Here is a 14,018-nt window from a genome sequence, read left to right on the forward strand (position 1 = left end):
ATCGGCGCGACGAATTCTGCGCCCGAAGGGATATGATCGATGCACGCCTATCGCAGCCACACCTGCGCCGCTCTGACCGCCGCCAATGTCGGTGAAACCGTCCGCCTGTCCGGTTGGGTGCATCGTGTCCGAGATCATGGCGGCGTGCTGTTCATCGACCTGCGCGACCATTTCGGTGTGACACAAGTTCTGTGCGACGGCGACAGCGCAGCCTTCGCTGAACTTGAGAAGGTTCGGTCCGAATGGTGTATCCGCATCGATGGCACCGTCAAAGCGCGCGACGCTGATCTGGTGAACCCGAAACTGCCAACTGGTGAGATCGAGGTTTATGTGCGCGAACTAGAAGTTCTGGGCGCAGCCGACGAGCTGCCGCTGATGGTGTTTGGCGATCAGGAATACCCCGAGGAAACCCGCTTGCGCTATCGCTATCTGGACCTGCGCCGCGAGGCGATGCAGCAGAACATGACCCTGCGCTCGGACGTCGTGGCCTCGATGCGCCGCCGGATGTGGGATCAAGGCTTCCGTGAATACCAGACACCGATCATCACCGCCTCTTCGCCCGAAGGCGCGCGCGACTTCCTGGTGCCCTCGCGTCTGCACCCGGGCAAGTTCTACGCGCTGCCGCAAGCGCCTCAGCAGTTCAAACAGCTGATTATGGTGTCGGGTTTCGACAAATATTTCCAGATCGCGCCGTGCTTCCGTGACGAAGACCCGCGCGCGGATCGCTCGCCGACCGATTTCTACCAGCTTGACCTTGAGATGTCGTTTGTCGAGCAGCAGGATGTGTTCGACACAATCCAACCCGTTTTGACCGGTGTGTTCGAAGAGTTCGGCGGTGGCCTTAAGGTCGATCAGGAATGGCCGCAGATTTCCTACAAGGATGCGGCCCTGTGGTACGGCAGCGACAAGCCCGACCTGCGGAACCCTATTAAAATGCAAGTGGTCTCCGACCACTTCCGCGGGTCTGGCTTCGCGATTTTCGCGAAGCTGTTGGAGCAGGACGGCACTGAAATCCGCGCCATCCCGGCTCCGACTGGCGGCAGCCGCAAGTTCTGTGATCGTATGAACGCTTTCGCCCAGAAAGAGGGTCTGCCAGGGATGGGGTATATCTTCTGGCGGGATCAGGGCGAAGGGATGGAGGCTGCTGGCCCGCTCGCCAAGAACATCGGCCCAGAGCGAACCGAGGCAATCCGTCAACAATTGGGTCTGGGCGTCGGTGACGCGGCGTTCTTCCTGGGCGGCAAGCCGAAGGCCTTTGAGAAGGTGGCTGGCAAGGCACGCGATGTCATCGGTGAAGAACTGAACCTGACAGAAAAAGACCGTTTTGCCTTTGCCTGGATCGTCGATTTCCCGATCTATGAACAGGACGAGGAAACCGGCGCGATCGATTTCGAACACAACCCGTTCTCGATGCCGCAGGGCGGCATGGAGGCGTTGCAGGGCAACCCGCTGGACGTGCGCGGCTATCAGTACGATCTGGCCTGTAACGGGTATGAGCTGGTTTCGGGCGCGATCCGGAACCACAAGCCGGAAATCATGCTGAAAGCTTTTGAGCTGGCAGGCTATGGCGAGGACGAAGTGAAATCCCGCTTTGGCGCCCTGTTCAACGCGTTCCACTACGGCGCGCCGCCACACGGTGGTTGTGCTGCGGGTATCGACCGGATCGTGATGCTGCTGGCCGATGAGGCCAACATCCGTGAGGTCATGATGTTCCCGATGAATCAGCGGGCCGAAGACCTGATGATGGATGCACCGTCTGATCCGAGCTCGGATCAGATGATGGAACTAGGTCTGCGGATCATTCCGCAGGATTAAGGTGCTTTAGTCAGATCGCTTAGACCCGCTGGCAGAGCGTGAAACCCAGATCGACTTGCCCCTGGCAGGTAACCGCAATCACAATTCCCTCCTCCGCGCATTGCGGACGAGGGTGCGGCGACGCCGATAGAACTGGCGCGAAAACCCGCGGCTAGTCGATCAGCTTTTCCAACCCCTTTCGGTTGACCCGAATGGATCGGGCGGTTTGGCGGGTGTGGAGGTACATCCAGACAAACAGTAATGATGCAGTGATAAAATACGCGGTTGCCATTTCAAATCGCCTCTCGCTGTTCCAGCCGTGTTTGAACAAGGCCCGCAACCTGCGCAGCCAGTGCCGTGATCGGGGTGCCTTGAACGCGCGATTGGGCAAGCTTGCGCGCGGCTTCCGCAAGGACAGTATCTTCGGCCTCGCGCGCAACGCCCTGCAGAAACTGGGCGGCATAATCCAAGGTGCGTGGATCGGTGGGACCGGCCAGAACATCTGCGATATGGGCCATGTCATCCTGATAAGCCAGAGGGTCCGGCTGAATGACCTCATCCCGTACTGAGTGAAGGCCACTGGGGCGCCGATCTTCGGGTAGGCATTCAAGGATGGATTTCTGAAAATAAGACATGGATTTTAAAGGCTTGGGCAGGAAGCCATCCGCCCCGGCGCTTTGCGCAACACTCTCGTTCCCATCATCGCCTGACATACCCAAAATCACGCTGATCCGTGGGGATGCCGCGCTGAGTTCAGCGATCAAATCGGCGCCCGAGCCGTCCGGCAATCCCATATCTACCAGAATGACAGACGGGCGATAGATCTGCAGATGACGGCGTGCGGATTTCAGACAATCTGCGCGCCTGATCCTTGCCCCGCTGTGCAGGCACATCAAACGAATGGCATCGCAGGCGTAGCGACTGTCTTCGACGACCAAAATGGTTTGTCCCAGCAGCGGCCGCGTTGCCGTGGGCGCGGCGATGGTTGTGGCGAAGGGGACCGAATCGTCCATGGCAGCTCTCCTATCCAACAGATGGTTCACGCTAGGAACTTCTGGCTAACACAGGGTTAACGGGCGATTTTGCGCACTTGTTCTTTGCAAGGGCTGCCCCCATAACCCATGTAACGCAAGCTTGAGGAGACTAATATGATCGGACGCCTGAACCACGTCGCCATCGCCGTACCCGACCTAGAAGCCGCATCCGAGCAGTATCGTTCTGCGCTGGGCGCTAAGGTGGGTGCCCCGCAGGATGAGCCGGATCATGGTGTCACGGTCGTGTTTATCGAATTGCCGAACACAAAGATCGAACTTCTGTATCCGCTGGGCGATGATAGTCCGATCAACGGGTTCCTCGAAAAAAACCCCGCAGGTGGCATTCACCATGTGTGCTACGAGGTCGAAGATATCATCGCCGCCCGCGATCACCTGAAAGAAACTGGTGCGCGTGTATTGGGCAGTGGCGAGCCGAAAATTGGCGCGCATGGCAAACCCGTTTTGTTCTTGCATCCCAAGGATTTCAACGGCTGCCTGGTCGAGCTAGAGCAGGTATAATTCAAAGCCCGGAGGCCCCGAAATGACCATCACCGCTGCGCTGGTGCTGTTTGCAGTCATCTGGTTTTTGACGCTGCTTGTTGTGCTTCCCATTCGCATAAAAACGCAGGGCGATCTGGGCGATATCGTACCGGGCACCCATGCGGGCGCACCGGAAGTGCACTATATGAAGAAAAAGATATGGATCACGACCGGTATCACGTTCGTTCTGTGGGCGATCATCGCAGGGATCATCCTGTCTGGATGGATTTCGGTGCGGGATTTCGACTGGCTGAACCAGCTGGAACCCCGCTGATCGGTGTCAGGCTGTGCGGGCCGACACAGCGTGATAGATATGGGTGAACGTCGCGGCCCCGATAATTGGGATCACCAAATTCACCAGCGGGACCGAGAGCGGGATGGCCATCAGCGTACCTGCAAGCCAGATCGTGGAGGCATGCTTCGCGCGCAACTGGCGCGCGCCGTCGCGCCCCAACCTGCGCATGGCTGCCAAGGTAAAGTACTCGCGCCCTAGCAGGAATCCGTTCATTGCCCAGAAGATGAAAGGCGCGAATGGGGGGAGCATGGCATAGAGGATCAGCGCCAGAAGGTTTGCCAGAATCAACACACCCATAAAGCTGAGACCGTCCATCACCGCTTCGCTGAACGGGATGCGAGGGACTGGCGGCAGGTGGGTATAGTGCTTGTCTTCAACCGCTTGCGCCACCTCCTCCAGAAAGATCGAGGTGATGGCAGAGGCCACGGGCACCATCAGGAATACGGGCAGGATCATCACCAAAAAGATGCCCGAATAGTTCAGTACATCGTTCAGCCAGGACACCTCGCCGACGAAAGGCAGCGAGATTTCACTGCCGGACAAGGAATTGATGAACCAGATCGCGCCCGCGCAGGCGAGAAAGAGCAAAAGGATCGTCAGGCCGATCCCACGCAGCAAAACAGACCGGAACTTTGGGTCGCCGACCTGACCAAGCGCCGCAAAAAACGCGTTGAGGATGATCATTCAGAAACCCAGTCGGTCAGTGCATCAATGTCAGGGCGAGGGCGTTCAGGCGGGATGGCGCCTTCGGTGGCAATATGGATCAGCCCGGCCAAACGTTCGTTGTCGGCCAACCCGAACGCTGCTTTACAGAATGCGGGGTCATGAGATTGCCAGCCAGACAACCAGTTCGCACCCCAGCCCGCGGCCAATGCGGCGTTCAGCAAGGCAAGGCAAACAGCCCCGGCAGAATAGGTCTGTTCAATCGCTGGGATTTTCTCTGAAGGTTTTTGAACCTCGACAACAGCGACGGCCAGATGTCCAAGGTCAAACTGACTGCGGGCCTTGGCAATGTCTTCCGGCGTTTTCCCAAGCGACCGCCCACATGTCTCGGTCAACTCCGCCAGACGAGCCATCGCGCCTTCTTCAATCACGATAAAGCGCCAGGGCTCTAGCTTACCATGATCCGGGCTGCGCGCAGCGGCGGTCAGCAAAGGCAACAGCTGATCCCGCGTCGGGGCCGGAGCCACGAGCGTCTTTGCAGGTCTAGACCGGCGCGACAACAAAAACTCCAAAGCAGCAGGGTTTTTCAGGGACATATGTTAACTTCCTTTACATCAGCTCTGTCTATCTTGGGCGGTGTAGCTGGCGTTTCAAGGGCGTGCTTATGTATTTGGCGGATCAATTCCACTTCAACCCGTGCCGTGCAAGTGGAATAGCGCACAAAATTCCCGCTGCGCCGCCCAAACGCGGGGCGGTTTTTTAGGGCTGGGCAGTTTGGTTTGAGGGTTTATTCGCGCTGATCCAGTGTTTCTTGGATCTGGTAAACACCTTCGGGCAAATCCAGGGCGGCCGCCAGATCACGCACTTGTTCGGGCGACAGGGTAATCTTCTGAATTTGTTCGGTCCGGGGGTCCAGTTGTTCCAGAGTCACACATTCTGCGAAACTGTTGATGACCACATCCTCATGCAAAGGCTTGGGGCCTTCATCCACCAGAGTAATGACGGTCGAGTCGAATTCATGCTCAATCGAAAACATGAAGTCAGAGTGCAGCCCAGAGCCTCTCAATGCAACCCGCAACTGATCGAAACCGCAGTGGTACTGACCGCCAGGTATGACTATGTTGGGCTGAAAGCCTGATCGGCAAAAGGAACAATCCATGCATCGCTTTGCTCTGCTTATGTCGGCCGTGTTTCTCGCGGCGTGCTCAACAGGTGAGTTGCGTTTGGTTCCTGCTGAGGAGTGGCGCGGGCTGACACCCGACGAGGCTGCCAGTGCTGCGGCCTTTCGGGCTGTGAGCCGAGAAGTTGGTCAGGAGGCGCGTACGCAATGCAAGCGGTCCGCCAGCGCAGAGAATTGTGATTTTGGCATTTTTGTCGATTTGAATCCGTCTGCCCCACCAAATGCATTTCAAACTTTGGATGATCAAAAGCGGCCTGCCATCATCTTTACCCGGTCGATGATCGAATCGACCCGGAACACCGATGAACTGGCCTTTGTGATGGGTCATGAGGCGGCGCATCACGTGCTGAACCACATTGCGCGACAAAGTAAGAACGCCAGCATAGGTGCTGCGAAATTTGGTGAGGCGGAACGTATACGGGGTAAGGGGGACGCCGCTGTGGAGCGGGCGCAGAAGCTGGGGGCGAAGGTTGGGGTGCAGGCCTATGTTCAGGACTTTGAGCTTGAAGCAGACCAACTAGGAACGATCATAACCTTCAACGCTGGTTACAACCCGTTGGTTGGCGCAAAATACTTTGATCGCATCCCAGATCCCGGAGACAGCTTTCTGGGAACCCACCCCCCGAATGCCGAGCGGGTTCAGATTGTTCTGGAAACCTCTCGCAAACTAGGGCTGTCGCCGTGACAGAACTGGTGCGGCTGGGTGTGATCCTGACGGATCGCGGATCAAAATACGCGGTCTCAGGTGCGGCGGTGTCGTCACGTACACAGGTCGATGCGGTACTGACTGCGTTGAAACGTGATAAGTCCTACTCCAAAGCCACTCACAATACCTGGGCCGCGACCCTACCGACGGGGTCACTCAAGGCCGATGACGGGGAAAGCGGCGCGGGCATGGTCATCCTGCGGATGATGGAGCGCGAAGAACTGCAGAATCACGTGATCATCGTCACCCGTTGGTACGGCGGGAAAAAGCTGGGCGGTGATCGTTTTCGGCGTGTTCAAGATGCAACGCGCGCCTATTTGGACCATATCGCGGCTTCTGCTTGACCTGAATCAAGGTTTTGCCTTGGCCAGCGGATACCTTTCCCTCGTGGCGCGACAGGGAAAGGACAGGACATGCCCAGCCGAGAGACTTTGCGATTGCACGCCGGATTGGTCGACGACATGGCGCGGATGCTGGATATCGACCTGCAGGAGGCCGCTATCGAAGGCGGCATATCGATTGATCAGATTTCGGATGCTGTTGTCCGGTGTGCCGATTGCCCAAACCCGATACACTGCCAAAACCTGTTGCAGAATGCCGACGCGCTGGATCGTGCGCCGGAATATTGCCGCAACCAGGAGTTGCTGCACAAGCTAAGACCCTAACAACGGTGATCTGATGCCACGGCTCGGCGATATCATGACCCACCTCCGTCTGATCTTACGGATGGGTCAGGCGACCGGCACCGATCTTGTTGCTGCGCATCGCACAGGTCATCTCAGTCAGGCAGACTGGGCCGAGATGATCCGGTGTTGCCGTGGCTGCATGTGGGCAAAGCAATGCCCCGAATGGCTGAACGAGCGCGAAGTCGCTGCAGACGCCCCCAACAGATGTCCAAATCGAGCACGGTTTGCGGCGCTGAAACGCGCGCAGATGGAAGACGCCTGATGCCCCGTCAAATGCTGGGCCAGATTGAAAAGCACTTCTGGTTGACACGTTCTGTAGCGCGTTCAATGGGCATTTCTTTCACCGAAGTGATCGCCGAAGGGCGACTTTCCGCCGAAGGATATGCGGCATTGGTGATGCGTTGCAGGGCAGCGGGCTGCAGCAAGGAATGCGCGATCTGGTTGGCTAAGAACCGAGATATCGCAACGTCAGCGCCCGAGTTTTGTGCAAATGCCGATCAGCTTGTTGCCTCGCGCTAACGGTCAAATCTTCGAATGTGATCCATCGCACAAAGGGGCTTTCTGGCTGTGCTTGCAGCAGCAGAAAAACACCTTTTTGTTGGATTCAGCCGTGTATTTCAGGGGTTCAATGTCCGTACCCTTATGCGATCCATCGCAAAATGGCTGCTTCGCTGATCGGCCGCATGCACACCAGAAATAGGTCTTGCCCTCAACAACATCGATTGGAACGGGTTCCTTTTTGGCAATGATTGGTGCGTCTGACATGTGGCTCCTCCGATCTTGGCTGATGTCACCTAGAAGAGTAAGGCAATGCCCTGGAAAGGGTAGGGCAAATACAAATCGCGTTCAGATAGACGGTTACACAGGCATAGGTTCGCTGCCGATCACCGGTTCGTGATCGATTCTGTTGCCAGAGTGTTTTTCTGACTTTATCCTGAAATTGGCCCCGAAAAACTGGGCAATATCAGAAAAGTAATAGAGGAAAGACGGACATGAAACTGAAACTCGCTGCTGTTGGCGCCTTCGCACTGATCCTGACTGCCTGCGCGCAGCAGGAAGAACCTACGCCTGTCTACGTACAGCCAAGCTATGACAAGGCTGGCACACCAAGCTGCCCGGGCGGGTATGACCTGGCGACGACCGAAGCAGGTGAGACCGTCTGTAACCCGGTTACACAATAAGCTTTCTGCAGGCGGTCCAGTTTGGGCCGCCTGTCCCCCAAGCGAATGAAGCCGCCTGCTAGGCGGTTTTTTGTTTTGTGCTTAATTTGGACATACGAGCGGCCCGGTCACGAATGACGCTGCTCAGTTGATCTTGCCCCACAGGTCATATTCACCGGCTTCGTCAACCGTTACCTGGACAATGTCGCCCGGTTTAAGGTCTTCGAACCGCTCGTCAATGAAAAGGTTCCCATCAATTTCCGGTGCATCGGCTTTGGTGCGGCAGGTGGCGGCCTCGGCATCCACTTCGTCTACGATCACCTGGATCGTTTGCCCGACCTTGGCCTGTAGCTTCGCCTCGGAAATCGCCTGTGCTTTCTCCATAAAGCGCTCCCACCGGTCTTGTTTGACCTCGTCGGGAACATGATCCGGCAAGTCGTTCGAGCGTGCGCCAGCGACGTTTTCGTATTGAAAACAGCCAACGCGATCTAGCTGCGCCTCATCCATCCAGTCCAGCAAGGTCTGGAACTCGGCCTCTGACTCGCCCGGGTAGCCAACGATAAAGGTCGAACGCAGCGTGATGTCAGAGCATATGGCGCGCCACGCCCGGATCTCATCCAGGGTTTTTGCGGCTGCCGCAGGGCGCGCCATGCGTTTGAGAACATCCGGGTGCGCGTGTTGGAACGGGATATCCAGATAAGGCAACACGTTGCATCCGGCATCCGCCATCAGCGGGATCAATTCGCGCACATGCGGGTAGGGGTAGACATAGTGCAGACGCACCCACGCATCCAACTGCCCCAGCTCACTCGCCAGATCGGTGATATGGCTGCGGATCTCGCGATTTTTCCAGGGTTTCACATCGTATTTCCGATCCAAACCATAAGCCGAGGTATCCTGCGAGATCACCAGCAACTCGCGTACGCCGTTATCGACTAGTTTTTCTGCCTCGCGCAGCACCGCATGGGCCGGACGGCTGGCCAGTTTCCCTCGCATGTCGGGGATGATGCAGAACTTGCATTTGTGGTTACAGCCTTCCGAAATTTTCAAATAGCTGTAGTGGCGTGGGGTTAGTTGCACGCTGCTGGCAGGTAGCAGGTCGACGAACGGGTCCGGGTCCGGCGGAACCGCCGTGTGCACCGCATCCAGAACCTGTTCATACTGATGGGGTCCGGTGACGGCCATGATGCGCGGGTGATGTTCGCGGATATAATCCGGTTCCGCCCCAAGGCAGCCAGTGACGATCACTTTGCCGTTTTCAACCAGTGCTTCACCAATCGCATCCAGCGACTCGGCCTTGGCACTGTCCAGAAACCCACAGGTGTTCACGATGACGGCATCGGCCCCGGCATAATCGGGTGAGATACCATATCCTTCGGCACTTAGACGGGTCAGGATACGCTCGCTGTCGACCAAGGCTTTGGGGCATCCCAAGGACACCATGCCAATGGTTGGCTGATTTGAACGGGAGGTCTCGGGCATCCGGGCGGCGGGCGCCAGGTCGGGGCGTAGATTTGGCGGGTTCGTGGTCATGGCGCGGCATATAGTGGGGAAAGCTTCCCCTTGCAAATGTCGCGATGCATTTGGATGATGAAATCAAACAGGCCAGCAGGTGGAGAGCAGACACATGAAATGGCTAATACGCATCGTGTTCATTCTGGTCGCTGTTGTTGGGCTGGTCATTGGTGCCTTACTGCTGATGCCTGGCGACAAGCTGGCCAAAATCTTGTCCGAGCAGGTGAAGGCCCAAACCGGCCGCGATCTGACCCTGACAGGTGACGTAAACCTGTCGTTCTGGCCAGTTCTGGGTATGGAAACCGGTCCTGTGACATTCGGCAACGCCCTCTGGGCCGGTCCCGAACCGATGCTAAGCGCGCAAAGCCTTGCCGTGGGTGTTGATGCCGCCGCTCTGCTGGCAGGTGATTTGAAGATCAAACGTGTCTTTGCAGATAATCCTGTTCTGCGCCTCGAACTGTCAGAGGGGCGGGGAAACTGGGTGTTGGGCGCGCCTTCTTCTGCATCGTCCGGAGGTGGTAGCGCCTCTAGCGCAGCGCCAACTGAATCGAGTGCAGCGGTGACGCTGGAACGGTTAGAGCTTACGGACGCCCGCCTCATCTACATTGAAAACGGCGAAACCCAGATGGATTTCTCGGGTGTGACGCTGTCGGCCAGCTGGCCTGATGTGTCGGCCCCTATGGTCATGCAGGCCAACATGGGTGTGCCGGGCGGTGCGGTGCAGGTGGACCTGAAGATCCCCGATCTACCTGCGTTTTCCGCTGGTAAGGTGACGCCCCTAGAACTGTCATTGAAAGCGCCGGGTGGCGAGATAGGGTTCGATGGTCGGGTCAACCTGTCCGGAGAGATGGACGGAAAAACGCAAATCACCACGCAAAGTACCGAGAAGATGTTGGCTGCTTTTGGGCAGGGTGGTGTCGGCGTTCCCCATGGCCTGGGCCAGACGGCGGATATCTCGACCCAGATGACCTACACAAAAGACGGCAAGGTGTCACTGCGCGATATGGTGGCCCAGCTTGATAACAACCGTTTTGCGGGCGAAGCCGATATCACGATTGCCACGACGCCGAACATCGTCGCCCGGTTGGACGCGGGGGCGTTGGATCTGACCAAGGCAACTGGCGCGGTGGAGGGATCGGATGGGGGGTCGGCGCCCTCAGCCAGCGAAGGCTGGTCCAAAGACCCGATTGATGCATCGGCCTTGTCTCTGGCGAATGGCCAAATTCGCCTGACCGCGAAGTCTATTGCGGTTCCGGGCATGGAGTTTGGCGCGTCGGACCTTACACTCAGTTTGGATCGCGCTCGCGCGGTGTTGGAAATGCAGCCCGCGACGTTGTTTTCCGGTCAGCTGAACGGGCAGGTGGTCGCGAACAATCGAAACGGCTTGTCCGTGGGCGGCAACCTGAAAGCCAGCGGCCTCAATCTGCAACAGGCGTTAACGACACTGGCGGGGGTAGAGCGCCTGTCCGGTACCGCATCAGGGGCTGTCGAGTTTCTGGGGGTAGGGCAAACCGAAGATCAGATCATGCGCTCACTCAGCGGCAAGGGCAACGTAGATGTTGAGAGTGGTGTGATCTCAGGCTTTGATCTGGATCGGCTTATGGGCCGCGGCACGGGATCAGGCGGCACAACGGTGTTTAACAGCCTGACCGCCAGCTATGTGATCGACAACGGTGTGCTGACCAATAATGACCTGTTGATGTCGCTTAAGAACTTCCGCGCCGATGGCAAAGGCAGCGTCAATCTGGGTGCGCGCAGTATTGACTATCTGTTCACGCCAACCGCGCTGCGGGCCAATTCTGGCGATGGCATTTCGGTCCCAGTGCGCATTGAAGGGCCGTGGAGCAACCCCTCGATCAAACCCGATCTGACGAAAGTCATCGAGGCTGCGGCTGAAGGGAAGGTCAAGGAATTGGAAGACAGCGCCAAACAGAAGGTGTTCGACAAGGTCGGGCAAGAGCTGGACACAACTGTGACTGATAGCGATCAGATCGAAGACGCGCTGAAGAACAAGCTGGAGGAAGAGGCCAAGAAAGGCCTGTTGAAATTGTTCGGCGGCGATTGAGCTGACTGGGCTGGGGCCTCAGCGCCCCTTGTCCTTAGATAGTCTGATCGTAGTCACCGACTCCGGGCTCCGAGCGGATCACGGCATCGATATCCGAAAAGATGGCGCGCATTTCGGCCTCGCTTTCGCTGCTTTCGCAGACAACCACTAGGTTGGGTGTGTTCGAAGACGCACGCACCAACCCCCAACTGCCATTGTCCAGAATGACGCGGGCACCGTTGACGGTCACCACCTCTTTGATCGCGCGGCCCGCAAGGCTTTCGCCCGCTTCTGCTTTGGCGACCAGCTTGTCGACCAGCCGGTTCAGAATATCGTATTTTTCTGTATCCGCCGCGTAGGGCGACATGGTTGGTGTGGACCATGTCTTAGGCAAGGCCTTGCGCAGGTCCGACATGCTTTGGTCCGGATTACGATCCATCAGCTTGCAAATCTCAACGGCGACGCGCATGCCGCAGTCGTAACCACGCCCGACCGGTTCGGCCAGAAAGTAGTGCCCGGATTTCTCGAACCCTGCTAAAGCGCCAATCTCTTTGACGCGCCGTTTCATGTGGCTGTGCCCGGTTTTCCAATAGTCGGCTTTGATGCCCAGGGCCTGTAGCTTTGGGTCGCTGGCGAATAGGCCAGTGGATTTCACATCCGCAACAAATGTCGCCCCTGGATGTAGTTTGGCAAGATCGCGGGCCATGATGACACCGACCTTGTCGGCGAATATCTCTTCGCCTTCATCATCGACAACACCGCAACGATCGCCGTCCCCGTCAAAGCCAAGCGCCAGATCGGCACCGCTCGATTTAACGGTATCGGCCATGTCGTGCAGCATCTCCATGGCTTCTGGATTAGGGTTGTAGTTGGGGAACGTGTAGTCCAGCCGGGTGTGGCTGGGCACGACTTCAACCCCGATCCGTTCGAGGACTTCGGGCGCGAACGCTGAAGCTGTGCCGTTTCCGGTGGCGCAAACCACTTTCAGCGGGCGAGTCATTTTGAAATCGCCAACCAGATCGTCGATATAGGCGTCTTTCACGCCATCGACGAACTCATATGACCCGCCTGATTGGGGCTGCCCTTCGCCGCTCAGAACGATGTCGCGCAGCTCGGCCATCTCATCAGGGCCGTGGGTCAGAGGACGCTCGAACCCCATCTTCACGCCGGTCCAGCCGTTTGGATTGTGGCTGGCCGTGACCATGGCGACGGCCGGAACGTCCAAATGAAACTGCGCGAAATAGGCCATGGGGCTGAGCGCCGGGCCAATGTCCTTGACCTGAATACCCGCCTGTATCAGCCCCAGGATCAGCGCGTTTTTGATCGATAGGGAGTAGTCGCGGTAGTCGTTTCCAACCGCTATGACAGGCTCGATCCCGCGCCGCTGAATTTGTGTGCCCAAACCCAGGCCAAGCGCCGTCATCCCGGGCAGGTTGATCTCTTCTGGGTATTTCCAGCGTGCGTCGTATTCCCGAAACCCTGTGGGCTTGATCATCGCGTCGCGCAGAAAACTCCAGGTGTTTGGCGACACCTCGGGGATAGGTTTGGTCACAACAGCACTCAATCGTTAAATCTGGATGGGGTTCGCTTTGGCCAGCGCATCAAAACGCATCAATGTGTCGATGAGTTTTGGCATTTGGTCCAGATAAATCATGTTCGGACCATCGCAAGGCGCATTGTCCGGGTCCTGGTGCGTTTCCATGAAAACTGCCGCTGCACCGACTGCCACGGCTGCGCGCGCCATCACCGGCGCAAATTCACGCTGGCCGCCAGATGACCCGCCTTGGCCGCCCGGTTGCTGTACCGAGTGGGTCGCATCCATGACCACGGGGTAACCGGTTTTAGCCATGTGAGGCAGCGACCGCATATCGGCCACCAGAGTGTTGTAGCCAAAGGATGTGCCACGCTCGGTCAACAAGATGTTCTGATTGCCGGTGCTTTCGATCTTCGAGATGATATTCGGCATTTCCCACGGGGCCAAAAATTGCCCCTTTTTAACATTGACCACAGCACCGGTGTTTCCGGCAGCCAACAGCATATCCGTTTGGCGGCACAAGAAGGCCGGGATCTGCAAAACATCCACCGCCTCTGCGGCGATGGCGCATTGGGCTTCGGTGTGGACGTCTGTCAGCACCGGCACGCCGATGGTTTTGCGGATGTCGTCCAGAACCTTCAGCCCCGCATCAATACCCATGCCGCGTTTGCCTGACAGCGAGGTCCTGTTGGCCTTGTCATATGAGGCCTTGAACACGTATTGAGCGCCCGCGGCCTCACAGGCTTCTTTCATCTTGCCCGCAATCATCTGGGCATGATCGGCTGTTTCAAGCTGGCACGGACCGGCAATAATGGTCAGCGGAAGATCGTTGCCAACCGTCAGGTCGGAGATTTTGACATGTTTCAT

18 protein-coding genes are annotated in these 14,018 nt (G+C 57.4%); 10 read left to right on the forward strand and 8 right to left on the reverse strand.

The genetic code is table 11. The annotated features are described in order from the left end of the window. Positions 1-39 precede the first annotated feature (39 nt). A complete protein-coding gene (aspS, locus tag ACR0KG_RS17945) occupies positions 40-1,815 on the forward strand; it encodes an aspartate--tRNA ligase (protein WP_480828027.1) in 1,776 nt (591 codons plus the stop codon). Positions 1,816-2,087: 272 nt separating this feature from the next. Here aspS and ACR0KG_RS17950 read toward each other — a convergent pair whose 3' ends face one another. Beyond that, complete coding sequence (locus ACR0KG_RS17950; protein WP_480828028.1) at positions 2,088-2,807, reverse strand: response regulator; 720 nt, start codon at positions 2,805-2,807, stop codon at positions 2,088-2,090. 135 nt (positions 2,808-2,942) lie between these two features. Here ACR0KG_RS17950 and mce point away from each other — a divergent pair, with 135 nt between their 5' ends. Both mce and ACR0KG_RS17960 read left to right on the forward strand, forming a co-directional pair. After that, a complete protein-coding gene (gene mce / locus ACR0KG_RS17955) occupies positions 2,943-3,347 on the forward strand; it encodes a methylmalonyl-CoA epimerase (protein ID WP_170490274.1) in 405 nt (134 codons plus the stop codon). Positions 3,348-3,369: 22 nt separating this feature from the next. Continuing rightward, the gene (locus ACR0KG_RS17960; RefSeq protein ID WP_480544177.1) at positions 3,370-3,642 is read left to right on the forward strand and encodes a DUF1467 family protein; all 273 of its coding nucleotides are present in this window, start codon (positions 3,370-3,372) and stop codon (positions 3,640-3,642) included. Between the two features lie 6 nt (positions 3,643-3,648). On the opposite strand, the gene ACR0KG_RS17965 is transcribed toward ACR0KG_RS17960, so the two are convergent. From ACR0KG_RS17965 to ACR0KG_RS17975, 3 genes are all read right to left on the reverse strand, one after another. Continuing rightward, a complete protein-coding gene (locus tag ACR0KG_RS17965) occupies positions 3,649-4,347 on the reverse strand; it encodes an EI24 domain-containing protein (RefSeq protein ID WP_480828029.1) in 699 nt (232 codons plus the stop codon). Beyond that, the gene (locus ACR0KG_RS17970; protein WP_480828030.1) at positions 4,344-4,922 is read right to left on the reverse strand and encodes a nitroreductase family protein; all 579 of its coding nucleotides are present in this window, start codon (positions 4,920-4,922) and stop codon (positions 4,344-4,346) included. The genes ACR0KG_RS17965 and ACR0KG_RS17970 overlap by 4 nt, the downstream gene beginning before the upstream one ends. A 191-nt stretch (positions 4,923-5,113) precedes the next feature. Further along, complete coding sequence (locus ACR0KG_RS17975; RefSeq protein ID WP_480828031.1) at positions 5,114-5,362, reverse strand: hypothetical protein; 249 nt, start codon at positions 5,360-5,362, stop codon at positions 5,114-5,116. A 121-nt stretch (positions 5,363-5,483) separates the two neighbouring features. On the opposite strand from ACR0KG_RS17975, the gene ACR0KG_RS17980 reads away from it, so the two are divergent. From ACR0KG_RS17980 to ACR0KG_RS18000, 5 genes are all read left to right on the forward strand, one after another. After that, complete coding sequence (locus tag ACR0KG_RS17980) at positions 5,484-6,191, forward strand: M48 family metallopeptidase (RefSeq protein WP_480544174.1); 708 nt, start codon at positions 5,484-5,486, stop codon at positions 6,189-6,191. Next, positions 6,188-6,556: a YigZ family protein gene (locus ACR0KG_RS17985; RefSeq protein WP_480544173.1), complete on the forward strand. Its 369-nt coding sequence runs from the start codon at positions 6,188-6,190 to the stop codon at positions 6,554-6,556. The genes ACR0KG_RS17980 and ACR0KG_RS17985 overlap by 4 nt, the downstream gene beginning before the upstream one ends. Positions 6,557-6,625: 69 nt before the next feature. Further along, positions 6,626-6,877, forward strand: coding sequence for a DUF6455 family protein (locus tag ACR0KG_RS17990; protein WP_480548878.1), 252 nt, complete (start codon positions 6,626-6,628; stop codon positions 6,875-6,877). 13 nt (positions 6,878-6,890) lie between these two features. Continuing rightward, positions 6,891-7,160 (forward strand): DUF6455 family protein, encoded by a 270-nt coding sequence (locus tag ACR0KG_RS17995; protein WP_480828032.1) that lies wholly within the window; start codon positions 6,891-6,893, stop codon positions 7,158-7,160. Next, positions 7,160-7,417, forward strand: coding sequence for a DUF6455 family protein (locus ACR0KG_RS18000; RefSeq protein ID WP_480828033.1), 258 nt, complete (start codon positions 7,160-7,162; stop codon positions 7,415-7,417). The genes ACR0KG_RS17995 and ACR0KG_RS18000 overlap by 1 nt, the downstream gene beginning before the upstream one ends. Positions 7,418-7,420: 3 nt before the next feature. Here the strand turns inward: ACR0KG_RS18000 and ACR0KG_RS18005 are convergent, their stop codons facing one another. After that, complete coding sequence (locus ACR0KG_RS18005; RefSeq protein ID WP_480828034.1) at positions 7,421-7,663, reverse strand: CDGSH iron-sulfur domain-containing protein; 243 nt, start codon at positions 7,661-7,663, stop codon at positions 7,421-7,423. A gap of 227 nt (positions 7,664-7,890) precedes the next feature. Here ACR0KG_RS18005 and ACR0KG_RS18010 point away from each other — a divergent pair, with 227 nt between their 5' ends. Next, complete coding sequence (locus ACR0KG_RS18010; protein WP_170536329.1) at positions 7,891-8,079, forward strand: hypothetical protein; 189 nt, start codon at positions 7,891-7,893, stop codon at positions 8,077-8,079. Between the two features lie 123 nt (positions 8,080-8,202). On the opposite strand, the gene rimO is transcribed toward ACR0KG_RS18010, so the two are convergent. Next, positions 8,203-9,591, reverse strand: coding sequence for a 30S ribosomal protein S12 methylthiotransferase RimO (gene rimO, locus ACR0KG_RS18015; protein ID WP_480828035.1), 1,389 nt, complete (start codon positions 9,589-9,591; stop codon positions 8,203-8,205). A 94-nt stretch (positions 9,592-9,685) separates the two neighbouring features. Here rimO and ACR0KG_RS18020 point away from each other — a divergent pair, with 94 nt between their 5' ends. After that, positions 9,686-11,638, forward strand: coding sequence for an AsmA family protein (locus ACR0KG_RS18020; RefSeq protein ID WP_480828036.1), 1,953 nt, complete (start codon positions 9,686-9,688; stop codon positions 11,636-11,638). Between the two features lie 34 nt (positions 11,639-11,672). Here the strand turns inward: ACR0KG_RS18020 and ACR0KG_RS18025 are convergent, their stop codons facing one another. Further along, positions 11,673-13,169: a phosphomannomutase/phosphoglucomutase gene (locus ACR0KG_RS18025; protein ID WP_480544161.1), complete on the reverse strand. Its 1,497-nt coding sequence runs from the start codon at positions 13,167-13,169 to the stop codon at positions 11,673-11,675. A 15-nt stretch (positions 13,170-13,184) separates the two neighbouring features. Further along, complete coding sequence (gene kdsA / locus ACR0KG_RS18030) at positions 13,185-14,018, reverse strand: 3-deoxy-8-phosphooctulonate synthase (RefSeq protein ID WP_480548889.1); 834 nt, start codon at positions 14,016-14,018, stop codon at positions 13,185-13,187.

This window comes from Ruegeria sp. H4, assembly GCF_056533065.1.